Source organism: Viridibacillus sp. FSL H8-0110 (assembly GCF_038003565.1).
Classification (GTDB): domain Bacteria; phylum Bacillota; class Bacilli; order Bacillales_A; family Planococcaceae; genus Viridibacillus; species Viridibacillus arenosi.
The window spans coordinates 2,536,773-2,562,600 of the sequence record NZ_JBBOPJ010000001.1; the positions used below are offsets into that span (position 1 = coordinate 2,536,773).

A 25,828-nucleotide genomic window follows, 5' to 3' on the forward strand; every position below is an offset into this window, starting at 1 on the left:
TTTTATTTGTAGTATTTTGCCCATGGAAATGCTTATGTAATTTTCTTTTTAAGAATTGTTATTATTAAAGTCATAATTCCATTAAGAGCAAATATTACTACCAAACAATAGATTAATAATGCTATGTCCGGTGCGAAGAAACTAATACTTTTCCATGGGGTACCTATAACATAAACAAATAGTGGGATCAATCCCACAGCTAGGAGGAGTGAAATGATTCCAACAGTTAACGGTATTTTTTTATTTAGAACCTTCTTTCTTCTAAGACTGAAGAAATAGATTATCGTTAAAATAGCTAAGAGTAATGTAATCCCCAGTAAACTCCATTGGATACTATAGCTTTGTACAGGCAATTCATCTGGTCCTTTCCCGCTCAGGATAGATCGAATTCCATTCATTATATGAGAAACTTGAGCATCTTCTATAAAATTATATTTATTGGTTAAAAGTACTGCTGCAATATTTTCTTCAGGTATAAAAAACATTTGCGCTCTAAAATCAGATGTGGCCCCACCGTGGAAAGGGTAATGTTCTGTTTTAGAAAAATGCCAACCGTAACCGTATGTTTTACCTTCTACTGGAGGAGTTTTTAATAACTCAAGGTTTTGTTCTGATAATAAGTCTCCGCCCTCTAACATAAATTTTAAAAATTTCGCTAAATCATTTGAACTTGAAGCAATATAGCCGTAAGGTGCTCCCGCATGATCATAAAATCCATCACTTACAACTGGCTTACCAAACCATGACTCAAAACCAGGTATGTATCCTTTTTCTACCGCACTTTCATAATCAGCAGCGGAATTTTCCATACCAAGCGGGGTGAAAATATTCGTATTCAAAAAATCTGAAAAGGTTTGATTCGAAACATTTTCAACAATTGCCCCTAAGAGTAAATAGTTAGCAGAGTTATATTCATAAGCCTCTCCAGGCTCGTGAGATAACGCTACACCGCTAAGTTCTTTTATAGCTTGAGTGATTCCCCCATCTTTCGGCCTATCCTTGTCCGTCACTTTAAGACCTTCAATCTCACTAATACCACTTGTTTGTTCTAATAGATGCAAAACTGTAATTTGTTTTGAACTGTCTGTTTGATAGGTAAACGATGGGATATAGGACTGTATCGGTTCATCCAGCTTTATTTTGCCATCTTCCACTAACATCATAATAGAAAGAGATGTAATTGGTTTGCTTAAAGAACCGATAAGAAACGGTGTGTCTGCTGTTACATTTGACCCATCACTTAAAACACCCCATTGATTTTGATAAATCGTTTCTCCGTTTTCTAATATTACCAATGATGTGCCGGGAATATTATACATATCTAAGGACTCATCCATAAAATTTGTTATTTTTTGTTTAGTATCTTCCGTTTTAGCAGAAGCAGAAAAAGGGGGTAGTAGGAGTAGTAAGCTCCCTAAAAAAATGATTGCTTTTTTCATTGTTTTTCTCCTCATATGAACAATCAACATTCTATTAAACTCTAATTGTTTCTTTTTTTAAATAGGTCTCTAATAAGTCAATTAACAACTTATACGTTTGATCAAGGTCAAATTCGTCATCGAACATTTTTTGGAGGGCTAGTCCATCGAAGCAAGCCAATAAAATACCGGCAAGGGCATCAGTTTCTTTAGCTTCAAAGTTTAGGTTCTTTAAGGGATTAGAAAGACTCTCTCTCCCGTTTAGTAAAATGTTTGCTACTTCTTGTTTATATGGATCATTCTTTAATCCTAAAGAATAAAGCTCATATCTCCAACGATACCAATCAGGATCTTTTTCTACTCTTGATTTAATTTCAAACAAAACATCCAATGGATTTATTTCCGACTCTTTTTTGCCATCATATTGAATATGGTATCGTTTTTGAATATCACTCTGGACGGAGAATAACAACTCTTCCTTATTCTTAAAATAATAATGAACAAGTCCAGGAGTAATGCCAGCTTCGTGAGCAATGTCCTTTATAGAGGCACTATTGAATCCCTTCCTGCTAAAAACTTTAAATGCTGCATCAATTAATCTTTGACGTTTATCCTTAGCACTCATTTTATCTCTCCTTATTGTTTGGTCGACCAACCAAATTATATTTCGTATCGCAGCAAAAAGTCAATTGAATATTCAAAATTTTTTGCTTTTATTAATATAAAGTAGAGTTATTTCATAAAAAAGTGTGGCTGTTAAAAGAAGATTATCAACGAAAAATTCCTTTTTTTATTCAATTAAATGGCCCGATTGTTGAACAAAGAAATACTTTACAAAATAGATCTATTATCAAACTTTGTTATAAATGATCAGACTTTTTTATAAATTATTGAACTTTAATTTAAATTCACAGTATTTGTTATTCAACTAAACTGCTCCTTTAGTTGAACAAGAAAAAATGAGCTGTATGAACAGCTCATTAATCTTTTGCTAAAGCACCCGTTAGTTGAATAAGGAATCAGCTTTACTCCTTCTTGAAGTAAAGCTATCGTTATTAGGAGATTCATTAAAACTACCAAGTTAAATCATTTAAGAATGTAAGAATATCCTTATTCACGTCGTTAATGTCCGTGCCTAATGTCATTAAATGTTTAGAGTTCGGATACCCCTTCATTGTTTTTTGATTCGTCGCAGAGCTTTGAAAAATCACCTCTGCACTCTCTTTATACAAAGGATCATCTAATTCACCATATAATATACGAATTGGTGACGTTAAAAGTGCTAATTTATCCATCGTTATTTCAATTAACTGTTGGAACTCAACTAACGAATCGATAGACATATTTTGAAGTCGTTTCATTTCTAAATTTATTTGTTCTTCATTTTTCCCTTCAAATTTTTTGTATACTTTTGCATAATGAAAGACACGCTTTTGTAGAAAAAGAGCTTCCCTATGTATTGGCACTGACATTGTCACAATACCATTTACCTCCAACTCTTGACCAACTTTTAATGCAAACACACCACCAAGAGAAAGACCAATCACAGCTATTTTTTCAAAACCTTCATCCTTCAACAACTGGTAACCGTTTAGTACATCTTGCCACCAATCTGAAGGTCTATATGTGAGAAGTTCTTCGGCTGTTAAACCATGTCCACTGTATAATGGTGCATAACAAGAATAATTGTTCTTTTGCAAATACTTCCCTAACTTTTTCATATCAATTGTATTGCTTGTAAAAGAATGTAATAGTAAAACGGCTTTCTCTCCACCTTTATAGAAAAAAGGCTTAGGGGGTACTATTTTCATCATTATTTTGAATACCTCACTAACATATTCTTAGATTCTAATTAAATAGCTGAACATCTAGTTTTTATAATTCCTTTAGTATAACATCCATTCGTTATTGAACTTATTAGCTTAGATGAAATAGAACGTTGGCTAAAATGGCGTACCTCCCCTCCTACTCGGGTCAACGCAAAAGAAATACTGGCTTCACTGGATATGCAAACTTATAATCGCTGGGGCATTGTATGAAAAACACATGGAGTCATGGCAGATGATGAGATTTGGATTCGTTTTAAAGGTGAAACACTTACACATCGAGATGTCTGCTTACGTATAGATCTATACTATCCTGAGGAACCGATTCGTTCTGAACTTCAATGAGATGATTTCCTTCTTTTTGTTGATTTAGAATAAAGTTTTATTTAAGAAAAAATGATACTGCAAAAATACAATATGAACAACTCAAACAGGAATTACAAAATTAAAAAATATTACAAACATAAATATGCAAATAATAAAACTGATTTTGTTATAGCTATAATAAAAATAGGAAAAATCCCTGCTTTTCGTTCAAAAAGCAAGGATTTTTTCTATTTACTTATTTTCCCGAATTTCTTTATGGATTTTACGGAGTGCTTTTTTCGAGCCTCGTTCAATATCATGATTTAGTTTTTTTGTTTTATAATCAATGAATAAAGTATCTAAGTCATAGCCTTCTGGATATAACTCTACAGCTTTTAACTCTAGAGCCAACCGTTTTTCGTTTACCTCAATAAATTGATTTTGATAATACACAGTAATGTTATAATATTTGTCTTTTTCTTTGTACACTATTCCAAAATCGTCGTGGTCAAACAGTTTTACACGGTCTCCTTTTTGATAGTCGATATTATTTTTTGCTTTTTCAACAACTGCTTTTGGTCTCGGGATTTTACTTTCATTTAATCGTTCCAATCGATACTCTTTATTTTTCATATAATCTTCTGCTCTTTTTAGAACATTTTCTGGTACATTCATTTTTCTAGATATCCATAAGGCATTACTGTCTCCAGACTGCCCTATGAGAAGTTTAAATAATGGTTCTAATGTTTCATGATTAAATTGCATGGCAGCGTTCATAAAGTCACTATGCATTTCGGAAAAACGTTTTATTTCTCCATAATGCGTTGTCGCAACAGTAATACATCCTTTAAGATAAAACTCTTCTAAGAGGGAGATTGCTAACGCTGCTCCTTCATTTGGTTCTGTCCCACTGCCAATCTCATCAAATAGTAACAAGGTACTGTTGTTTACTGATTGAAGTATCTCTGATAAGTTCTTCATGTGAGAAGAGAACGTGCTAAGTGCATTTTCTAAACTCTGATTGTCGCCAATATCTACAAAAATGCGCTCAAATACTGCAATTTCGGTTTCTTTCGAAGCTGTAATATGAAACCCGGACATAGTAGCCAAAGTAACAAGACCAATTGTCTTAAGCACAATTGTTTTTCCTCCAGCATTAGGTCCCGTTATAATTAAGCTACGATAACTGCTTCCAATCTCAAATTGAAGTGGTATAACATGACCCGATAATAATGGATGCTTGCAATTTATTAATTTTATATTCCCATGATCATTTATGTTTGGCTCAACCCCATCCACATGTCTGCTATATTTAGCTTTAGCAAAAATAAAGTCGTACTGGGATACAAGCTCAATATTAATATTAATAGGTTGAAGATTTTCTGCCACTAGCCCAGTTAAAGTGGCTAGTATTTGATATTCTAACATTGCCTCTTCTGATTTTAATGTTGCTAATTCAACACTTAATTTTCCTACCACACTAGGTTCCATAAAGACTGTCGAACCTCTAGAAGATATTTCAATTATGTTTCCCTGTACTTGATTTTTGTATGATGCTTTTATTGGTATTGTATAGTGATCATCTTTGATACTAATTAAAAATTCCTGGATATAATTTTTATTAGCGCTGCTGTTTAAGAATTTATTTAATCTCTCCTTTATTTTTTGTTCAGTTGTTTGGATATGGTGACGAACACGTTTGAGTTCCTTGCTGGCGGACGAGTCGACCTGATTATTTTTGATAGAAAAATTAATTTCCTCTTCTACCTCCATGAATTCTGTCATGGAATTAGCATAGGCCGCTAATGTCGGAGCCAAAAGTTCTTTACTGGTCATGAAAATTTTTATTTTTCGGCAGCCTCTTAAAAAATCGGAAATACTTAAAAGATCTGATGGGTCTAAAATTATGCCTTTTTCTAATTTATCAATAATATGTTCAGTGTTGGAAACACCTATGAAAGGCACGTTTCCTCCTGCATCTAGAATGGCACGTGCTTCAGAAGTCTCGGTTAATCGATGTTTGACTACTTTTAAGTTAGAACTTGGAATTAATTTATCAAATAGTTGTTTGCCTAGTCCGCTAACGCAATAAGATTTTATGATTTCTTTTAGTTCATTGTACTGTAATTTTTCAAAAGTACTTTCATTCATGTTTTCATTCTCCTCAATGTGATTAATAGATGAGCAATGAAGAAACCTAATGGCAAAATTCCAATGAGTTGGGTATAAATATAAAAAAGCCGCGGTGGATACCGCAGCTTACGTTTACAATGCAAAAGTAAAATACATAAATAAAACCATCAATAACGATAGTCCTAATCATGAAGTGATGCGCTTGTTTGTAAAGTATGGTAGGTATCTTCATAAGTAGAAATAAGTCCACAACAAAACAAGGGGTGTAAAACTAACTTAAATCCCCTGTTGTTAAAACTTCCTTATTTCCTATAATGTTTTCTTATTTAGAAACAAACTACCGCACTCATCAAATGCACCTCTTATAAAATAATTGATATGCTCATTGAAATCGACTTTACAGGATTTATTATACTTATTGATACGGGAACTGTAAAGATATCAAACAATTTGTTAATCTAAATTAACTTTGGATAAACCAGTTAAACTTTTTCAGTAAACTCGTTGAAGCTTATAATAATTAGGATAACTTGAATACATCGGTCTTGATTAATTTTACTGTTTAGAACCATTTCTCAAAAATTCTGTTGTTTATAGGTGGCGTAATAACTCTTTTTACATAATTTTTTTCAACTAACCTGCCCCGTTAGTTCAATAAAGAATGATGAGCTGCCTATGCAACTCAATAATCCTTAATTAACTCCCATAGTTGAAGTATGTTTCTACATAAACTATAAGCCTGTCTAGTGACATAAAAAAGTGATTTTTTCTAATGAAGAATCACCCTATTGTACAATAAAACATCTAAATAATATTAGCTATTCCTTCGAAATCATACCCACAATGGAAATAACAATACTCTGGTTGTATAGACCACAAAAACATTGTATACTATTTTTGCTATTAAAAATTTCCATTTAAAGGATGATAAGATGAAAAAACCACGTATTGGCATGATAGGGTTAGGAAGTATAGCGCAAAAAGCATATTTACCGATTCTTTCTCGAGAAACAGATTGGTCATTTGTAGGTGCTTTTTCACCAAGCAAAGATAAACGAAAAATGATTTGCAATCAATATCGTATCCAAGATTTTAATAGTTTACAAACACTTGCTGCAGAGTGTGATGCTGTTTTCGTACATAGTTCCACTAGCTCACATTTTGAAGTAGTATCTTCCCTTTTAACTAAAGGAATAGATGTTTATGTAGATAAACCATTAGCGGCAACTGTTGCTGAAGCTGAAAAATTAGTAGAACTAAGCGAAAAATCAGGAAGAAAGCTTATGGTTGGATTTAATCGACGCTTTGCACCTATGTATGTACAAGCAAAACAAGAAGCTCAAAACATTGCATCAGTCCGCATTGAAAAACATAGAACAGATAGTGTGGGTCCTTACTCTTATGACTTTAGTATGTTAGATGATTATTTGCATGTAGTTGATACAGCTAGATGGTTAGCAAATGGGGATTTAGATTTGCTCCATGGAACAGTAAATCTAAGTAGTGAGAATTATCTTGTCTATGCCGGACATGCTTATAAATCTAAGGAAGGTGTTTCTATTTTTACAGACATGCATCGAAAAGCGGGAACTAACCTTGAAAAACTTGAACTATTAACAGATGGAGCAATTTTAAGTATTAAAAACATGAACACTTTAGAAATTGCATCTAAAAACAGCGTAACTACTTCGTTTTCTCCTCCTTGGGATACTACGTTAAAGCAAAGAGGTTTTGAAGATGCTGTACAACATTTTATTGACTGTATTCAAAATGATGAGAAACCACTGATTGATGGACTAGAAGGTCTGAAATCTCAATTATTTGTCACTCAGTTAATAGAAGCTGTGACTAAGTAAACTTTATCTTGTTATTAGAAGTCCACATTAGATTTTTGATCGGGAATCGAATGGTTTCGTGTTTCAACTTCAAAAATACGGCATAAGCAAAGTATTACTTGCATGTATGAACGAACACGGGACCTCCACATTTGAAATGGCAGCGATTTTTAATTTGTCTGCCGATTCAAATCTATGGCATTGAAAAAACACCTTAATTACATAAGGTTTGACGACCCTTGAATAAAAGAAAAAGAGGTGTCCATCTATGAAAAAACAGTCAATAACCAATCAAAAGACAAACTCCATCTTAAAAATCTGTAGAAGAACTAAAAGCAGAATTAGAATATTTACGTTTTGAATAATCCACATAAAATAAAGTCCACTACTTAAACTAACCTGCCTCGTTAGTTCAATAAGAAAAAGGCTCTACTCCTTATTGAAGTAAAGCCGCCTATAGTTGAAGAACATTAATTCATTGATCTTGCAATTTCTAACATTTTTTCTTTCGGTAATCTCGAACTATTCATTTCCACATACGTTCCATCTTGCGTCCATCTAAGTAAACCACCAGTAATGGTGTCTCCCTTCTCCTTGCCATTCCTTTCCAATCCTCAACACCCGCAAAACCTATCAATCGTACAAAGAAAATTATCAATGTAAAATATAAGAGCAGATTTAAAGAGTTTATCCCCAAAATGGAGGAAGCTATTGGTCCCCAAGAATTATCTTAACATAAACAGAAAAATAAAGATTATTGAAAAGGTAAATGCCCAAATGTTAATCTTTTTCGTCATTTCAGCAACTCAGCTCCTTTCCAAAAAGGGCGTTTACACATATTACCAAGTTCCGAAATAATAATTATTCATAATTCCTTAAGCAGTTATCCAACTAACCTGCATCTTTATGTAAAAAAAACGCAGATCCATCCTCTGGAAATGCGCCCGATTGTGGAAGATTTTTTTCTATTGAATAGTATCGTCGTACTGTGCAGCTGGAAAGTTGTTCTTCTAAAAGATAAGCGCCCTACAGATCAAAAAGAGATAGTGGGTTAATCCTTTACATCTTCCTTGCATTATTCCACTAACTAGCTGCCATAACGCGTTGTTTTCTTTATTTTTCGGTCCAAACCTATTACAATTTTCATATTGAGGCTTTGAATTCCTTTATTTTTTGCATTAAACCCTAATAAATTTTTCAGAGATAACTAATTATTATGTCGTTTGTTAACTTCAATCGTAATGAACTCCGGCAAATAGCTGGGAGTACATCCTTTTGCTACTATTTCATCTTTGTAAAGACCCGTTTTCTCACCAAGTTTAATACAACGTGCACGATTCTTTTCATCATAAACGCCTATCCAGCCTGCGGTGAAATTCATAGCCCATTGAACTTCCGGTTCTTCCTGCGTAATATTAGCTTCTAATGCAGATAGCAAGTCTGCGGTGTTATCAGGCGGTGTTTGTCCAGTCCATCTCAATCGCCCTTGATAATACCAGAAAGCTCGCCTTTGAAGAGCAGAAAGACTATTTTCCCATGACTCCATCAATGCAATCTTCTTCTTGTCTTTGGTGAGCTGATTAGCCATTAACCAATCCATTAAGTTATTTCGCTCATCAAAAGTGTGAGTCTGCATATCCTTATCAAGCTTATTTAGCACATCATGTGAAAGAAGTTTTTTGTCCATAATTAAGATTGCTAATAGTCTGGGCAAAAACTCTTCGGTTGACCAAAGTTCCATAGCTAGTTCGTGATCTTTTTTAATGTCCTTCGCGATTTTTCGTAAGTCGCCTAGCTTAGTTTTACTATTGATCTGAGGTAGAATGTTTTCTGCTTTTGAAGAGCGTTTTATTTCTGTATCTTTTTTTTCATCCATTTTATACAACTCCTTTATTAAAGCACTGTTTCATAATATGTCCTTGACGGGATATATCAAGGACTTAATTTCGTTATAAGTCTTATTGCAGTGGTGTGCCTCCAAAGTTTACTTTTTTAAAATTGTAGCATATATCGTATTAAAGCTTTCTCCACCTATAATAGAAGAGCAACCATCTTTAATATAAAAAAAACATTTACTTCCTTTTAATTGGATACGAAAAGAGCTTTCCTTTTTAAAGAAACGCCCCCGTTAGTTATACATAAAGACTTCCACATTAATTGCATATTATATAAATGATGTGACAATAAGTAATTATTTCTTACCTTTTAGTTCTAAAAGTATAGGTGTTATATTTAGTAAGATAGAAACAATTGTCAAAAACCATAATGCCCTTTCCATACCAGGTACTACATCCCCTAAAGCTGACCAATCTTCCACTTTTACCCACCGAGATACAAGACTATATTCTGAACAAAGTGTTAATGCTGTAAATGATAGTCCTATCGCCATAGCAAGCTTATAATCCTTTCCTGCTTTATACATATAAAGATTCATAAAAGTTGCTACTATTGTAATAATCCCAAATATTATAAACATTACTAACCTCCATATATTTTTATTTTTGTCGTGTAATAATACTAATGTGCATCATCTCAATTTTTTGTATTACTTTTTTTTAGACATTAATACGTCAAATCTTATTTTATAATAAATGCTCTTCCTTTTGTGATTTCCTATTGAACAAACCTGCTTCGTTAGTTCAAGAATGAAAGAAAAAAAGAGCTGCATATGCAACTCAATGATCTTCAAGTAAAGCATCCGTTTGTTGAATAAGACTTTTCCTTAATCATCAGGGTTTTCTTTAAGAATCCAAGGAATATTAGCTAAAAATCTGAATTTTTAATTAATTCCAAATGTAAACGTGGGTTACTTTTGTTGGTTTGGAATAAAGTTTGATCTAAAATATCCCCAAAATCCATATTTTAAGTTAAATGATAAGAACTCGTTTTGAAAAATGATTGATCAAAACGGGTTAATTCTTTGTGAAATACTATGCGATTTTTATAATAAAGTTTGATCATTTTCTACCTAGTAATTCTAAAACAATCGCTCCCTATTGCGGTATAAATATTATATTTTTGCTAAGACAGAGTTAACAAAATCGGTTTATTCTTCTGGATATTTATGTTTATTATGGGTCAAAACGTTGATACCTTACATTTCTTTCCAAGATATCCTATTCTACTAAGGATTCTGTTATTTTCCCATCTAGATTTTTAATCGCCAACATCGAATTATCCTGAATGATTCCTGTATCTACGAAACCAAATGAAGCGTATAATGTTTTAGCTATGACATTACTTGTTCGATAAAAGAGGGCTACATATTCTGCTTCTCCATCTGGCGTAGTTTCAATATCCATCAACATTTTTTCAAAAGCAAGTTTGCCATATCCTTTCCCCTGATAACTCTTTTCAATCATAATATGCCAAATAAAATAGCTCTTCTTTCCGTAAAAAACTTCATTTTCAAATGATTCATGATCCAACGTGTCATAAATATACATCAAAAATCCAACCGCAACTTCATCGACATAAATGGCAAAGGGAGTCGCTGGTATACCGTCTGCGTTCAACATATGAGCGTCTGCAAAGCTTCTGAGGTTAGTAGTTTCTAAAAAGTCTTCCTGGTTTTCTTCAACTTCAAGTGCTATTACTTCATCTATATTATCCCCGGTTATCTTTCGTAATTCAATCATTTTTTTATCTCCTCTCCTAAGACAAGCCACTTCCACAAATGGCCTAAAAAACCCCAAATATCATTTCTATAATTCTCAAAATAGGGTACACAAAATATTCACCAATGCTAACTCTTTTTCCCCTGTGATTTCTAATCCTTGTTCTGCAAAATGGCCCGTTTGTTGAATTGTCATAAACAATCTTGTCAATGCAATTGTATCAAACCTTTTTACAAATTATCGGACTTTATTATTACAAATGATCAATCTTTATTTTAAATCTACAACTTTTGGGTAATTTGCTTAGTATTTTCATTAAATTCACACCATTTATACCTTAATTTAAGAAAAATGCACAACTACCTAAATAATACCATTTTTACATTTTAAATGTATACCCTTCTTCAACTAACCTACCCCGTTAGTTCAATAAGAAAAAGGCTTTACTCCTTATTGAAGTAAAGCCTACCCTGTCTTGCTTTATCCATAGTTTAATAAGTCGAAAATAAGAAAGTCGATTGATAATCAACTACAACAGAGGATCAACGGCCAACCCAGTTATATCAATTCGTATTTGCCGGTTTCACTCTGCGAAAGTTGAGTGAATTAGTAATTTATTTTACTTCCCGTATGTGGATCATACTGATAATACATAGAATGTGTTTCCGCCACTTCCTCTAGGATGAGTTTGTCTCCCTTCCAGAACTTGGAGCGGACGTTGGTAAAGTCTGTTTGCTTTCCTTTTTCTAAATCAATGATTAACATTTTCGAATCAAGAGCGTCTGTAGAATAGTCTGCGGTTAAATAGCGTCCAGTAGCATCCAGTGCAACTTTATACATAACTCCTCCTTCAAGTGTAGCTAACAAGTTGAAGGCTTTTGTTTCACGATTGAAAGAAAATAAGGTAACTTTACTCGTTTCATCCATTCCCTGCAAACTAAAAATAACTGTTTTTTCATCATGTGTACGGAGCAAGGAACTGAATCGAATATTTTCAGTTTGAATAAAAGACTGAGGAATGTCTTGTAAAGAAAAAAGTGCCTCTCCCTTGCCATCCTTCACCAATTCAATTTCGTTCTGTTCATTTGACAGAAGTTCTGTGGCAGATAGCTCTTTCATTGTTTCAATCACATATCGCTCATTTTCCTTCATAAGGGTAAAGTCATACATGGACACTTTGTAATAAGCAAGAGATGTGTCTGTCCAATAGACTTCAGCTTTTACTGAAGTAGACTGTTCTTTTTTTGTCGTCTCCAGTATTTGAAAACCAATTTGTTTAGGATTCGAATACGTTAAAAATTCCGGTTGGTCTTTTAGTAAGCTTTTTGCAAAGTCATCATCTCGCACCATCAAAGCTTGTAAATAACTTTTCACCGTTTCAATCTCCGTACTCGATTGTTCACTCAATTCGATTTTCATAATCTTAGCAGGTCCGTTTTCACCATCGTTTCTCTTTTTCATAACATACAATGTACGTTCATCATTACCCCAAATGGGAAATTGATAACGATACATCCCTTCACCAGAAGGCTCAAAGCGTGGAGACGGATTTGTCGTGACCTTATTTTTTGTCTCTAAATCCATATCCGAAATCCATACATCTTCAAACCCAGAACGCTCTTTCACATACGAAATATAATTGCCATCGTTTGTAACAGATGGGTCCTTACCGCGATCCACAATGGTTTCTTTTCCACTCTTTACGTTATAAATAATAATTTCTCCATGGCGCTCGAAGACAAGTTTTTGTTCCTTCTCTACAAGAGAGGCCATTTCTCCGCTTGCAATGAAGGTCTCTTCCTTTGTTTGCACATTCACTTCTACAATTTGTTTTTCCTTATCCGTTACTTTTGTTAAATAGATATGGTTCTGATCCTTCCATTCTGGATAAATATAACTAGAATCTGAAGTTCCATCTAGCACTTTTTCCGACTTCGTAGTTTTCACATCAAACAAAAATACATCTCCATTATACGTAAAAAGTAGCTTCTCCCCCTTAGACGAACGGCTAAAACTATCCGCAGCATTATTTAAAACTTTTTTCAATTCATTCCCATAAACAAAAATACCTCTGCCCTCTAATGAGAGATACAAACGTCCATCATGATACGTATAGGCTGTTATCTCCCCGCTCCCAATATCGAGAAACGAAATTGCATTCGCAATCTTTAAAGAACTTGCCTTCACGTGTTGTGGTACTTGTTCATTCGACAATAAAAAAGCTAAAAACAAGCTAGCTGCAGCAAGTAAAGGAATCCAAGCATTCTTCCATTTCCTCGTCCTACTTTTCTTCACAAATGTTTTACGCAATTGTTTTTTTAAATCAGTGTCAACCTCTATCTCATTTCTTAACTCGTAAAGTGTCTTCATTATTTTTCCGTTCTCCATCATAATCCCCCCAACACTTCCTAACTAAAACACCTAACTTTTTCGTAATACGATTTGACTTCACACGAAGAGACCCTTCCTCTTTTTTCAAAATGACCGCCATATCTTTAAATTTCAAATCAGCAAAATACCGTAATTCCGTAATTTCTAAATCTTCGTCTGATAAATGCCTTAAACTTTTCTGTAAACATTCCTTCTCCGTTGTACCATCAAACGGATCTTCAAATTGAAGCTGACTCAAATACTGTTCGAATTCAACTCCCATTAACACACTCTTCTTTTTCCGATAGTAATCAATGACCGTATTCCTCGCGATGGTAAACAGCCAAGCCTTGTCATTCGGATGTCCTTCCAACATAGAAAACTTTTCAAACGCCTTCCGAAACACATCACTAACCAAATCTTCCGTATCCCATTTATTACTCGTCTTCACATACACATACCTATAAATGTCATCAAAATAAGCATCATACAAGTCAACAAACTTCACATCCAACTCACTTCCCCCATTTAATCTATCCAGTTTAATAAACGATTCATTTCTTAAAACGTAACATTCTATTAATAATTTTTTATATCCAAGTTGGGCTAACCTGTCCCAATGGTAGTAATCCACCTTCCCGTGATGGATTGCGTAAACCTAGAAGTTAACGGGAAGCCGGGCAAAGGATCATAAAGTGCTAAATAGCCACAAGTCGATAGTTTTTTCTCACTACATTGTGTTTTCTTAGCAATATCGGTGTAACACGGATCAATATATTACCTCACCAATTGTAGATGAAAGTAAGGAACCTTCTTGTACACATGTTTATGGATTTGAACCATCTCCTTCACCAAAGGAGGCATACAATGGCTTTATCGAAATAATCCAGGATTTTTTGAATATGAATATGAATAAAAATGGGATTAAATGGGCATTTCAGGAGCGATGCTGACTTGCCAAACGCAAAATTTTAAAGCGTTAGAAAATCAAGATTTTGTTCGTGGAGCATAAGTAGGTTCTACTGCCCAAATTGTCCCTTATATTAAACCAGAAAATTAACTAGTAGTTATTGGAATTACATTTGGGCTCTCTTTACAACTGGATGGTACCTATAGACCATAACAATTAAAATTCCCTACTTTGCAGTTAGTTTATAAAAGTAAATGTATTAAGGAAAAAGAGGCAGTACCCAAAATAGGTACTGTCTCTTTTTTAAGTGCTTATTCAACTAAACTGCCCGGTTAGTTCAATAAGAGAAAGGCTCTACTCCTTATTGAAGTAAAGCCCTCGTTAGTTGAAGAAGAAAAAAGAGACGCATATTCAACACTCGCACCGATAGCAGTAGACCGTTCTGCACATCTATGCTTTCCGGACAATCCTATTTTACCTAGTTCTCCTTCACTAAATTTAAAATAGAGGCCTTGCATAAAGAAATTAATTCAATTAAGCTATAGCCATTCACTACAACTAGAGCGTCTCATCCAATTTCTGAATCTTTGAGTGGGAAATTAAAAAAACATTGCCAAAAACGTCGATTTTGTCTCCCTTTACACGTACAGCGCAATCTTTGTTCGACGCATAAATATTTATTTCTTCCGATAGGAGAGATAGTTCGCTTTGAACCAGTGCAATGTTATTTTCAAGATCAAAATGAGACAGGACGGAAAAATTGTCAAGACCGATTCCGTCGTAAACAGAGCTCATTTCAACTTTATATCCAAAGTTTTTCGAGCATAACCATTTAGCGGACATGTTGATTGCACCAGCGCTTGCTCCCATCACAACGGCGCTACTTTTTTTAATCGAATCCGATAATTCATATTCCATCAAAAAACCATTTTGTTTAAGCGTATTCCCACCCAATAAGAAAATGACTGAAGCATTTTGAATTATCGTTTGGGCATCTTCCTTCTGTACGCGATAATTAATTAAATGATAATCATCAAACATAATGCCAGCCTGGTCAAGCCACGAGCGTTCAGTAGCACCATCATCTTCATAAATAGATGGATTCGAGCTAATCATAGCAAGCGATTTTCTATCAGTTATATCCTCCTTTAACACCCTGCCCAGATTCTCTGGAAATAAATTGTTAAACCAACCTAAATAATAGTGAGTTTTCATAAGTACCCCCGTAGTAAAGTGTAAATAACATTTATTCCTTGCGTCACTCATTCTGTTTTCATGTCACCAACAAAATACTCTCAATATGGCCCGATTGTTGAACACAAGTTAAACAACACTCTTCTACTAACCTGCTCCGTTACTTTAAGTACAATCATTCACATACTAAAGGAATCGTTAGTCGAATTGTTGAATTAACCTTAGAATTGATTCCAGTCTCTTTTTAACAAAGAAAAAGAGTAGTGGTCATAATACTTACCTCTAAATAAATGCTTATCTCTGTAAACCCCTTCATTCTTAAATCCTAGCTTTTCTAATAATTTTATAGAATTGATATTTTCCAAAGCTACAAATGCGTTAATTCTATTCAGCGCCATATTATTAAAGCCACTTTCGATAGCAATTTTCAATCCCTCTTTCATATATCCCTGTCCCCAATATTCGTACCATAAATCATAGCCTAGCTCCGCTATATGGTTCGTTCTATCCCAAGAATCAAATCCACACGTTCCAATTTTTTGCTGATTATTTTTTTCGACTAATATCCATCGATTAAATCCTTTTTCTTCAGGATTTGAATTCCATTCAACAAACTCTGTAGCTTCATTTCTAGTCGTAAACCATTCTTCATCATATAAAAATTCACATACTTTTTCGTTGCTGAAGTGTCGATAAATAAAGTCAATATCCTCATTTCCCACATTCCGCAAAATCAATCTGTCAGTTTCTAAATTAGGGAATTTACTATGTACAGTCAATTTAAGCACTCCTTATGATAACTAAATTAGGATCGTTTATTCTTAGATGAACAACGTTAAATCTTTACGTCTTTAATATTTCGACAGTCTTTAAAATATACCTATCGATGTCCACGCGAAAGGTTAGTGTTCCTAAAGTTCGCTAGTCGATTTTAATACTACAGCAAAGGTATAGCTCCCTATCTCAATAGCCTTTTTCTCATGCTTGCTTATCCAAGAGGCGGCTAACCCTTTTGGATATGGATGTGGTATAGCGACTGTTGTTTCAGCAACTATTGGGTTCCCTGCTAACAGTTCTACTTTATCGGCATCAGTTTTAACATAAGGTCGTATGACTAATCTTTCTGTTTCGAATGTTGGTATCATCTTATATCTACCATCCTCTTCTAATTAAAACCTAGTATTTGTAATCCTGTTTACAAATATCTTATTATAAGTGGATAATATTGTAAATCGATTTATTTAAAAGCAACAATTATTACGAAAAAAGCCAAGAAAAAAATAACACCCCATACATACGGGATAATATCAGGAGATAAAAGGGATAACCTACTGTTGTAATACCTCTTGGGATAACATAAATGCCCAGCCCACCTTCTCCATGTTTACCTTCTCTAGCTCAAAGATCTTCAACTAAAGCACCCGTTAGTTGAACAGAACTAGATAAGATTATTAAACTAAGCTTATCGTTAGTTCAATAAAACTCCAACCAAAATAACTTTTGTCCTTTAATAAAAACCAATGAAAAAGAACGGATTCCACCGCTTGGAATCCGTTCTTCTTTCATTCATTATTTTGGCTCTAACCCGTGACCACTTCACAATGCGTTGAGATAAAAACACCCATAATGGATAATTTTCCACTGTGGGTTATTTCTTATGATTTTTAATATCATGAATAATCCATTGTACTGCCTCTTTTAAATTTGGACACACTGCATTTGCTAATGGATCACTCTCACCAATAAAAACGGTTCTTGTACCTGCTTTTTCACCTGCCTGAATATCCGTATCAGTATCTCCAACCATATATGATTTTTCAAGATCAATTTTGTGTTTTTCACCTAAATCTAAAATCATTTTGCTATTTGGTTTTCTACATTCACATCCAGCCTTTGGTTTATGCGGACAATAGGCAACCTCATGAATCGTTGCTCCCTTTTTCTCCAGTTCAGCCACCATATAGTCATGAATTTTATGTAACTGCTTTTCCTTCATATAACCTAATCCAATTCCACCTTGATTTGTTACGACAAACACATAATCAAAATACTCATTTAAACTTTTAATTGCTTCTTCTACACCAGGTAAAAAATAAAATTGATTCGGTTCGTTTACAAATTTCACTCGATCAGTTAGTACTTCATTTATTACTCCATCTCGATCTAAAAAAACTGCTCTTTTCAATCTCATCACACCTTTAATTTTTAATATTACTTTTATTATGTTAAAAATTATCGGCTTTAATCAGTCTTATTTCAGATGTCCACTAATTTCCATAATAAAATCAATCCACTAAAAAATAATTTATAATCTTTTTTTCATTTTCTTATATCTTTCTTGTAAAAAAACTTTAATTTTACTTCAACGATAATTGTTTCAATAAGTGCAACTAACCATACAAATAGAAGACTTTAACATTTGTTATAGACTTCCTTTAATAACATTCTATTATATTAATTGCCCCTTCTAATACCTAATTAACCTTCTCTCTACAAACCAACTGCTCCATCAATAAATTCATTCCTTATGCATTTACCCTTCGGCAATAGAAGTACCATGTTAAGTAGGTTGGTATACGGAGCTTCAATTGATTGGAAACAAAACAGCAGTAAATCACCAGATGAGTATTTAGAAGATCAAGTTTGATAATTAGGCAGCTATTAAAGAATGAAATATCATAATGTAATTTAAAAAGCGTTATTCTAGTGGAGTAACGCTTTTATTCTACAGCTACTACCCTAACTCAATAGTTGTATTTATTAAATTGTTATTCCATTAAATGGCCCGATTGTTGAACAAAAGTTAAACAACGCTCTTCAACTAATCTGCCGGGTTAGTTGAATAAAAAAAGCCGCATAAGCAGCTCAACGAACTTTCACTAAAGCACCCCGTTAGTTGAAGAAGAACAGAGACGCTTATTAAACACTCGCGCCTAATTGTTTAATAAGTACCCAGATGGAAATATAGACATACCTACAATAGATAATAATTATGCTATCTATATATTAGGGTGAAAACTTATCTGCTCTAGGTTCGCAAATAATTGTAATTAAACCAATTATAGAAAACATCTTTTCTTCGTGGTTTTTGAGAAGTTGTGCTATATTCAAAGTGTCAGGAGTGAGTTGATGAAAAAGTTTTTAACAATTACCGCAATAATTCTTGTTTTACTCGGAGCAGCTGGCTATGCTGTGTGGCATTTTGGGACAAATATCGCTTCCGAAAAAATAATCGAAAAAGTGGAATCTACTTTAGATGACGAAAATCTAGAAGAAGTAAAATCCTATATCGAGAACGATTCGAAGGTTCAAGAAATTGTAAGCGAGGCAGCAACTATAAATCCGGATACTCTTCCCTTCCAAACTAAGGAAGAAGCGACACGTGTGTTAATAAAAAAAGTGGGCGTTAATCGTTTACTTGATATTCAGAAACAAGCGCAAAACGGTTCAATTAGTAAGGATGAAGTATTATCCGAAATTGAAGGTAAACTGTCTGAAGATGAAATTTCTGCTTTAAAATATGTTTTATATAAGGAATTGAATAAATAAAGCTAGCTAATTAAAAGTTTAAATTAAAAAATCAGAGAGGCTGAGATTCACATAAGGATTTTCAACTCAGCTATTTTTATTTACTTACACTAACTCCAACCACTCGACAGCCTCACAATGTGTCGAGTGTACGTGGCAACACATTGGTGCTGGTGGGTTTAATTATATAGGCTCGATTCCTATTTAGAGGAATCGAGTCCTTTTTTTCTTATCACTCTTCTACTGTTGCTTTATTAAACTAAAGAGCCCTTTAATGGAATAACTTTGATTTATCTTCGTTCTTAAAAACCACCTTTATGGTGCATCCAAGCCAAGTGGGCTGTTCGTGATTTAATGGAAGTTTTGCGTATGGAATCTGCCCAATTGCGTGGTCAATTCGGAAGTGGGCCAAATGCATGATCCTCTTTCTCAAAGATTCACTCGATTAAACCTGGTCGACTTATTTTCAGGAAAAAAACTCCTCCACCGTTTGAATATGCTTGTTCGTTTCGTAAAATATTCACTCTTCATACACTCCTTGATTTGCTTTTTTTAGTAAGTGGTTCAGCTGTTCGAGTTCATCTTCTGTTAAATGCGCAAATTGCGATGCTCGGAATTGTTCTTGTGCAGGGACAACTTCGTTTCGTAGTGCTACGCCTTTTGGGGTGAGTGAAATATATTTTGTCTTCCAATCTTGTTCGCGTAGAATATAGCCCGCATCTTCTAGCTTATTTAAAATTTGAGTAATATTTGAATTGGTCACCACAAGACGATTGGCTAATTCTGATTGCGTAACTCGTTCACCTTCTTTTAAATGACTAATAATATCAAACTGACCTGTTCGTAATCCCCACTTAGCTAAATGACGATTGCTACAGGTCATACTACGGTTAAAAAAACGTGTGTAACGAAACCAGGTGATATAACTTAAACGAATTCTTCTTAATGAGTATTTCATAATAATCTCCTATCACTTTATATATTAATTGATATTTGTTGTAATTGCTAAAGATTGATTTTATCCCCTATAGAAATTTTTCATAAAGGTTATTTCTTCTCCATTTTACAGTATGGGTAAGCCCAATTGGTAATGCATACGTGAAGTTGCCTTGAATTCTCGCCTGTTTGTATAAATCATAAACATTATATCAATTCCCATATAGCCAAACTATTACCACTTTATCTCAATGGAATAGTATTCAAGTTAATTCCGAAGGCGTACCACTTGAACATCTATCATTTAATATATAAAATGATAAGTGTGATGGATCTTTTTATTATTAAACTACTTTACATCGTTATCGACAAAGGGAGAAAATGATATGACTGAATTATTGACGAATGAGCATTATATTTTTTTGGGCGCTCGCATAAAACCTTTATTATTAAGTACAGAATCTGAAGGGAATTTCTCAGTGTTTGAATTTAATGAAGTAAAAGGATTAGAAGCTCCATTTCATATTCATGAAAATGAAGATGAAATTTGGCGTGTGGTTGAAGGAGAAATTACATTCTATTTAGAGGATCAAGAAATTAAGGCTGTTGCTGGTGATGTAGTCTTTGTACCAAGAGGAAAATCTCATACGTTCCGTTTAAAAACAGATACAGCAAAAGCGATTTTATCACTTACATCAACCGATTTTGAAAATGTCATTCGTGATATCGCTAGACCTGCTATTTCTGCAACTGAATTGCCAAATCAACCTATTTCAAAAGAACAAGCGGAAAAATTAATTGCTTCGGGTAAGAAAAATGGATTAACAATTTTAAAACACCAATAGTTAGACTATCAGCTATTTGGTATTTAACATGTGATTTATCAGTAAGATTAAGTATCGCTCTACTTCATATAGAGAATAGAGCGATTTTTTTGCTTTTTGCAAAAAAATATAAACATACAAAAAAACTGACCTCAAAAATCGTTATGCAACGATATTTGGGACAGCCTCAATTATAAAAGCAAAGCGTTTATTACGATTGGCTCAAGAATTTTGTCAGTGCATTAATTAAGAATCCAGGTTGTTCTTCTGCTATAATGGCCGCATTCTAGAATAGAACCACCTTCTACATGTTCCGAAATCGAGAGAATTGATTGACGTAAATAGTCCCCTGTAGATGTTTCACCGCAATACGCTAAAATAGGCATCGTCAATTTGTGTTCATTATATTGCTGATTATATTGGCCATCATCTAACAATGTACGATAATAATTAAACCCTGCACGTAATGCACCTGGTATAGAATATTGACGAATGTATTCAGTTACATCCTCTTCTTTAATTGATGTTGGGTTGTATGCTAGTTTTTTAAAGTAGTAGTTTAAGTACTGATATTCACGTCCTGTTACTAATGCTTCAGGTAAATCGTCAACCATATCTTCGTCATCTAAAAAACAAAGTGGCTCTAACTTTTTATCTTCCTTTGTAAAGGGTTCCTAGTATCTTCAATAATGACATATGCCAGCATTTTATTGTCTTTAAAGAAGGGGAGCTGCAAACATTGATTCTAGGGAAATTAAATAGCTCCCATTTTGAAAAAAGTTTGATCAAAGTGGGAGCTGTATGTAGTACTAGTCATATGTTATACAATCATGCATTTAAGTCTGTTATGGCAGGAATATTAATTTCCTTTACACATGAAACAGGCGATAAATTAATAACGCAATGGACAATGGCTACAATGTCTTGTACAGGAATACGTGTACCTTGATACAACATAATTGCCTTTTCTGCACCTTCTTCATATGGTACTTCAGCAGCAAGCTCTCCTGGATTAATACACGTTACAGAGATCATATCTTTTCTCACATGCTCTCGTAAAGCATTTGTAATACCACGTAAGCCAAATTTAGATGTGACAAATGAAACTTGTGCACTATTCGTATGATCTAAACCTGCTGTTGAACCAATTAATATAATTTTCCCATTGTCCGCCTGTCTTAAATTAGGTAAAAGCGCCTGAATATAAGTAATAGTGGAAGTTAAATTAATATTAATTATGTTCGAGATGTCCCTAACTTCATCCTTATCAAAAGTATAGTCATCTTCAAAACCACGCTTTTCCCATACTCCTACATTATAAATTAATACATCAATAGGAATGTCTTTTAAAGTTTCTTTTAAAGAAGGAATTTGTTGTTGACTAGATAAATCAATTGCGACCCATTTACGATTTACGCCATCATTTACATCTAAACTACTTGGTCGTGTCCGTGATACCACCCATACTGTATCTCCCTTAGTGGGTAAGCCTTTTACAAATGCATCGCCTAACCCATGGCTTGCTCCAAATATAATAAAGTTCTTACTCATCCTATCACCCCTTATAATAACTATACATCTAAGTATAATTATTATAAAAACATGAAACAACTAATGTGTTTTATTAGAATTAAAAGTTTTATCAATCTTTTTTATTAATTATCAAACTTTTTTATAAATAATCAATCTCTTTTAAAAAGCTACATATGTCGAACTTCGTTTAAAAAAATTCCATATAATGCGTCAACAGTAGAGTTAGCGGAATGAATTTAAGGAGTTGATACGGGAGATGATTTTTCAACACGTGATGTAACAAATTCCTTCTTCAACTAACCTGCCCCGTTAGTTCAATAATGAAAAAAGAGCTGCATATGCAACTCAATAATCTTCAAGTAAAGCACCCGTTAGTTGAAGAATTTGTTGTTTTGAAATTAAAGGGCAGTACTCATAAAGAGTTTAGGTGCTCTTCTATAAACTTTGCCTTATCATAGATCAATTTTTTTAACATTACAGGACTAATAGAAATAATTGATTGTCCAAATTTCAAAAAATAGTTAGCTATAAAATCTTCCTCACCTTTATTAAAATAGCCAGTTATTAAGAAATTTTCATTATCATTATGAATTTTCATAGAGGGGTAATTTTCCTTAGTAAAAAAATCTTTCCCTTCTTTATTAACGATGATAGTAAAATTAATGGCATCATGCTCTTTGTGAAAATCACCGATATAATTTAATAGTTCTTCTAATTTTTTAGATTTGAAATCGTTAATTTCTATTACTGAGAGGATTTTATCACATCGAAGTATTTGTATCTTCTCTGTTGTAAAGTTAAATATTTTAGCATACCATTGTCCAAATTTAGATTGTATTCGAATAAATTGTGCTATTAATTGTTTGTTTCTCTCTTTTTTTAAATAGGTTAAACGATAGACCTTTTCTGTAAAAATCCCTTGTAAAATTTCTTTTAAGTACGGACTAAAATTACTGTGATTTGTTACCTCTAATGAAAGTACTTGATTCATAATCAAAATATTATTACGCACATTTTCAGGTAATATATTACTAAATTTATTTTCTAATACGATGTTTTCTATTTCAAATGGCTTTGTTTTATACCCATTTAAAGTGAGTAAACAAAAATATAATGCATACATCTCATCTACAGTAAAAAAAATCGGTGACAATATACTACTATCTAATATCTCATATTTTCCATTTCTACCTAACTCAGAATATATAGGCATACCTATTTGTTCTAATGATTGAACATCTCGAAGGGCTGTACTTTTAGAAATAGAATACCTCTCCATTAAATCACTTAAATTAAAACTTTTCTTGTTATTCAAAAATATGAGCATATCATTTATACGTTCTGTCTTCTTCATAATTTTCTCCATAAAAGGTGTCATATATTGATACCTTTTTATCTTATACTAAGACTATTAATTAGAAAAGGAGCTAGATAGCTATGACGTTAGAGATTGCAATTTTTCTTTCAATGAATGGAAAAGCACGTGAAGCAATAGAGTTTTATAAAAAAAACTTGGAGGCAAATGAATTAATGGTTGTTACATATGAAGATTTAGCAAGAAGGGATAGTTCGTTTGAAATTACTAACGAAAACAAAAATTATATTTCTCACTCTGTTTTACAAATAGGGAAAACGAAATTAATGATTGCAGAAGATGTAATGAACCCAAAAGAAAGCTATAAAATTGGAAATAATACTTCTTTTTGTATACAAAGTGCTAATCTATCGGAAATAAAAAGATTTTATTATAATTTAACATCTGATCGTAAAGTGAATATAATCGTTCCTCTAGACAAAAATATTTTTAGTGAAGCATATGGAATTATTGAAGACCCATTTGGTATACAAATTCAATTAATGTATGATAACCGTTTAATATAAAATACTTTGGAGTTGAAAGGTTCCTCCCTTTCAACTCCAATTATTGGTTTCTTTATCTATTATTTCGCTACCTAAAATTCGCTTCCCTTCTTCAACTAAACTGCCCCGTTAGCTTAATAACTTCTGCGAAAACATGTTATAAACCTTCTTAGTTATTGTTACTCATTATAAAGTTGTCCTTACAAACTCTCTAAACTTCCCTTCTTCTTCAATAAATGGATTATGATTTGATTTCTCAAAATGATTAACTGTGATTGAGGAATAAGATCTGCTATTTCAATACCAAATTCAACGCAAATATGTAATTAGGGGGATCACCGATATATTGCAACATTAAAGTTACAAATTCCTCATCTACTCACCTTAACGAAGTTGGTATTATTCCTCCTCAATTCTTTTCAAATTCGCCATAAATTCCAGCCTTATTTCGCTCACTTTCCCATCCCCTTTAACATTAATAAAATCTCTTCTATCACAATATCAGGCTCATCATGATGTATATAATGTCCACTACGAGTAGCAATCCGGAACTTACTTGACGTTGACAGCCATTGGAATTCTGCTTGTAGACTTTGTTCAATTTCTAATATTTCTTGAGAGGGCCATCCATCTTCTCCATTATCGGGTAAACCTCTTGTAACAATTGAGAGAGGGATGTCACTTTGTCTTGAATGATCAACAATTTGCTTATAACTCTGTATTTTATCAATCTTCTCACTATTCAACATAGGATTCTCAAAATATTCCCTATTTCCTGCAAGGAGATTTTCTGGTAGAGCCTTTTCATAGGCAAGTTCTTTATATTCCGGTGCAGCGTCAACCAAAACCAAACCACAGATATCCAGCGGATAAAGACTGGTATACAATCTGGCGACCAACCCACCAAAGGAATGTCCTACCAATATATAGGGCTTATTCACGTCAAGCACTTGCAACAATTCGGAGAGCTCCTCGACAAGATCACAGCAAGTTCGCGGGACTGCTACGTCTTGACTCCTGCCAATACCCGCCCTGTCATAGGACAAGGTTGACGTTTCATCAGATATTCTGTCTTGGACTTTTTTCCATGTTTCATGGCTATCGCCTAACCCTGCAATAAAGATTACGCTTGGTGTATTTTTACGTTGATATTTATAGAACAGTATACGACTATTATAGAAATCGATTAGACTAATATCCATCGATTAAATCCTTTTTCTTTAGGATTTGAATTCCATTCAACAAACTCTGTAGCTTCATTTCTAATCGTTAACAATTCTTCATCATATAAAAAATCACATACTTTTTCGTTGCTGAAGAGTCGATAAATAAAGTCAATATCCTCATTTCTCAAATTCCGCAAAATCAATCTGTCAGTTTCTAAATTAGGGAATTTTATATGTAGAGTCAATTTAAGCACTCCTTTTGATAGCTAAATTAGGAACGTTTATTCTTAGATGAACAACGTAAATATACCTTCTTATTCAACTATCCTGCCCCGTTAGTTCAATAAGAAAAAAGCTTTACTCCTTCTTGAA

Annotated in this window: 24 protein-coding genes and 2 pseudogenes; 5 read left to right on the forward strand and 21 right to left on the reverse strand. The window is 33.5% G+C overall.

The window, feature by feature from the left end; genetic code table 11:
- Nucleotides 1-32 precede the first annotated feature (32 nt).
- The 4 genes from MHH98_RS12625 to MHH98_RS12640 form a co-directional block, all read right to left on the reverse strand.
- Nucleotides 33-1,439: a serine hydrolase gene (locus tag MHH98_RS12625; protein WP_340713013.1), complete on the reverse strand. Its 1,407-nt coding sequence runs from the start codon at nucleotides 1,437-1,439 to the stop codon at nucleotides 33-35.
- 34 nt (nucleotides 1,440-1,473) lie between these two features.
- Entirely contained in the window at nucleotides 1,474-2,043 is a 570-nt protein-coding gene (locus tag MHH98_RS12630) for a TetR/AcrR family transcriptional regulator (protein WP_038191452.1), read from the reverse strand.
- 448 nt (nucleotides 2,044-2,491) lie between these two features.
- Nucleotides 2,492-3,232: an alpha/beta hydrolase gene (locus tag MHH98_RS12635; RefSeq protein ID WP_038191450.1), complete on the reverse strand. Its 741-nt coding sequence runs from the start codon at nucleotides 3,230-3,232 to the stop codon at nucleotides 2,492-2,494.
- 570 nt (nucleotides 3,233-3,802) lie between these two features.
- Nucleotides 3,803-5,701: an endonuclease MutS2 gene (locus MHH98_RS12640; RefSeq protein ID WP_340709071.1), complete on the reverse strand. Its 1,899-nt coding sequence runs from the start codon at nucleotides 5,699-5,701 to the stop codon at nucleotides 3,803-3,805.
- Between the two features lie 914 nt (nucleotides 5,702-6,615).
- Between MHH98_RS12640 and MHH98_RS12645 the strand changes: the two genes are divergently transcribed.
- The gene (locus MHH98_RS12645) at nucleotides 6,616-7,539 is read left to right on the forward strand and encodes a Gfo/Idh/MocA family protein (protein ID WP_038191446.1); all 924 of its coding nucleotides are present in this window, start codon (nucleotides 6,616-6,618) and stop codon (nucleotides 7,537-7,539) included.
- A gap of 449 nt (nucleotides 7,540-7,988) precedes the next feature.
- Here the strand turns inward: MHH98_RS12645 and MHH98_RS12650 are convergent, their stop codons facing one another.
- From MHH98_RS12650 to MHH98_RS12675, 6 genes are all read right to left on the reverse strand, one after another.
- On the reverse strand, nucleotides 7,989-8,129 hold the full coding sequence (locus MHH98_RS12650) for a hypothetical protein (RefSeq protein ID WP_340709072.1): 141 nt from the start codon (nucleotides 8,127-8,129) through the stop codon (nucleotides 7,989-7,991).
- Between the two features lie 596 nt (nucleotides 8,130-8,725).
- Nucleotides 8,726-9,394 (reverse strand): DNA alkylation repair protein, encoded by a 669-nt coding sequence (locus tag MHH98_RS12655; protein WP_038191441.1) that lies wholly within the window; start codon nucleotides 9,392-9,394, stop codon nucleotides 8,726-8,728.
- Between the two features lie 315 nt (nucleotides 9,395-9,709).
- Nucleotides 9,710-9,994, reverse strand: coding sequence for a hypothetical protein (locus tag MHH98_RS12660; RefSeq protein ID WP_340713015.1), 285 nt, complete (start codon nucleotides 9,992-9,994; stop codon nucleotides 9,710-9,712).
- A 640-nt stretch (nucleotides 9,995-10,634) separates the two neighbouring features.
- Complete coding sequence (locus MHH98_RS12665) at nucleotides 10,635-11,156, reverse strand: GNAT family N-acetyltransferase (RefSeq protein ID WP_038191437.1); 522 nt, start codon at nucleotides 11,154-11,156, stop codon at nucleotides 10,635-10,637.
- Between the two features lie 585 nt (nucleotides 11,157-11,741).
- On the reverse strand, nucleotides 11,742-13,523 hold the full coding sequence (locus MHH98_RS12670) for a hypothetical protein (RefSeq protein WP_340713016.1): 1,782 nt from the start codon (nucleotides 13,521-13,523) through the stop codon (nucleotides 11,742-11,744).
- On the reverse strand, nucleotides 13,477-14,013 hold the full coding sequence (locus MHH98_RS12675) for an RNA polymerase sigma factor (protein WP_235175794.1): 537 nt from the start codon (nucleotides 14,011-14,013) through the stop codon (nucleotides 13,477-13,479). Before MHH98_RS12675 ends, MHH98_RS12670 begins: the two co-directional genes overlap by 47 nt.
- Before the next feature lie 265 nt (nucleotides 14,014-14,278).
- On the opposite strand from MHH98_RS12675, the pseudogene MHH98_RS12680 reads away from it, so the two are divergent.
- Nucleotides 14,279-14,517, forward strand: a pseudogene (locus MHH98_RS12680) (hypothetical protein); the annotation flags it as partial.
- 456 nt (nucleotides 14,518-14,973) lie between these two features.
- Here the strand turns inward: MHH98_RS12680 and MHH98_RS12685 are convergent.
- The 4 genes from MHH98_RS12685 to MHH98_RS12700 form a co-directional block, all read right to left on the reverse strand.
- Nucleotides 14,974-15,630, reverse strand: a complete 657-nt coding sequence (locus MHH98_RS12685) for a Type 1 glutamine amidotransferase-like domain-containing protein (RefSeq protein ID WP_340713018.1) — start codon at nucleotides 15,628-15,630, stop codon at nucleotides 14,974-14,976.
- 200 nt (nucleotides 15,631-15,830) lie between these two features.
- A complete protein-coding gene (locus MHH98_RS12690) occupies nucleotides 15,831-16,388 on the reverse strand; it encodes a GNAT family N-acetyltransferase (protein WP_340713019.1) in 558 nt (185 codons plus the stop codon).
- A gap of 132 nt (nucleotides 16,389-16,520) precedes the next feature.
- Nucleotides 16,521-16,754, reverse strand: coding sequence for a GNAT family N-acetyltransferase (locus MHH98_RS12695; RefSeq protein WP_340713021.1), 234 nt, complete (start codon nucleotides 16,752-16,754; stop codon nucleotides 16,521-16,523).
- Nucleotides 16,755-17,257: 503 nt separating this feature from the next.
- A complete protein-coding gene (locus MHH98_RS12700; RefSeq protein ID WP_038191424.1) occupies nucleotides 17,258-17,794 on the reverse strand; it encodes a D-glycero-alpha-D-manno-heptose-1,7-bisphosphate 7-phosphatase in 537 nt (178 codons plus the stop codon).
- 944 nt (nucleotides 17,795-18,738) lie between these two features.
- Here MHH98_RS12700 and MHH98_RS12705 point away from each other — a divergent pair.
- Nucleotides 18,739-19,158: a hypothetical protein gene (locus tag MHH98_RS12705; protein ID WP_038191422.1), complete on the forward strand. Its 420-nt coding sequence runs from the start codon at nucleotides 18,739-18,741 to the stop codon at nucleotides 19,156-19,158.
- 499 nt (nucleotides 19,159-19,657) lie between these two features.
- Here the strand turns inward: MHH98_RS12705 and MHH98_RS12710 are convergent, their stop codons facing one another.
- Complete coding sequence (locus MHH98_RS12710; protein WP_076035364.1) at nucleotides 19,658-20,095, reverse strand: MarR family winged helix-turn-helix transcriptional regulator; 438 nt, start codon at nucleotides 20,093-20,095, stop codon at nucleotides 19,658-19,660.
- A 364-nt stretch (nucleotides 20,096-20,459) separates the two neighbouring features.
- Here MHH98_RS12710 and MHH98_RS12715 point away from each other — a divergent pair, with 364 nt between their 5' ends.
- Nucleotides 20,460-20,918, forward strand: a complete 459-nt coding sequence (locus MHH98_RS12715) for a cupin domain-containing protein (RefSeq protein WP_038191410.1) — start codon at nucleotides 20,460-20,462, stop codon at nucleotides 20,916-20,918.
- Nucleotides 20,919-21,139: 221 nt separating this feature from the next.
- Here MHH98_RS12715 and MHH98_RS12720 read toward each other — a convergent pair whose 3' ends face one another.
- From MHH98_RS12720 to MHH98_RS12730, 3 genes are all read right to left on the reverse strand, one after another.
- A complete protein-coding gene (locus MHH98_RS12720) occupies nucleotides 21,140-21,511 on the reverse strand; it encodes a hypothetical protein (RefSeq protein ID WP_340713024.1) in 372 nt (123 codons plus the stop codon).
- Nucleotides 21,512-21,725: 214 nt separating this feature from the next.
- Nucleotides 21,726-22,448 carry an SDR family NAD(P)-dependent oxidoreductase gene (locus MHH98_RS12725; RefSeq protein WP_038191408.1) on the reverse strand — a complete coding sequence of 241 codons (723 nt, stop codon included), beginning with the start codon at nucleotides 22,446-22,448 and terminating at the stop codon, nucleotides 21,726-21,728.
- Nucleotides 22,449-22,842: 394 nt separating this feature from the next.
- Entirely contained in the window at nucleotides 22,843-23,808 is a 966-nt protein-coding gene (locus MHH98_RS12730) for a helix-turn-helix transcriptional regulator (RefSeq protein ID WP_038191406.1), read from the reverse strand.
- A 59-nt stretch (nucleotides 23,809-23,867) separates the two neighbouring features.
- On the opposite strand from MHH98_RS12730, the gene MHH98_RS12735 reads away from it, so the two are divergent.
- The gene (locus MHH98_RS12735; RefSeq protein WP_038191404.1) at nucleotides 23,868-24,311 is read left to right on the forward strand and encodes a VOC family protein; all 444 of its coding nucleotides are present in this window, start codon (nucleotides 23,868-23,870) and stop codon (nucleotides 24,309-24,311) included.
- 165 nt (nucleotides 24,312-24,476) lie between these two features.
- Here MHH98_RS12735 and MHH98_RS12740 read toward each other — a convergent pair.
- From MHH98_RS12740 to MHH98_RS12750, 3 genes and pseudogenes are all read right to left on the reverse strand, one after another.
- Nucleotides 24,477-24,598: pseudogene (locus tag MHH98_RS12740) on the reverse strand (alpha/beta fold hydrolase); the annotation flags it as partial.
- Nucleotides 24,599-24,742: 144 nt separating this feature from the next.
- Nucleotides 24,743-25,492, reverse strand: a complete 750-nt coding sequence (locus tag MHH98_RS12745; protein ID WP_340713025.1) for an alpha/beta fold hydrolase — start codon at nucleotides 25,490-25,492, stop codon at nucleotides 24,743-24,745.
- Complete coding sequence (locus MHH98_RS12750; RefSeq protein WP_051448896.1) at nucleotides 25,477-25,701, reverse strand: hypothetical protein; 225 nt, start codon at nucleotides 25,699-25,701, stop codon at nucleotides 25,477-25,479. Before MHH98_RS12750 ends, MHH98_RS12745 begins: the two co-directional genes overlap by 16 nt.
- Between the last annotated feature and the right edge of the window lie 127 nt (nucleotides 25,702-25,828).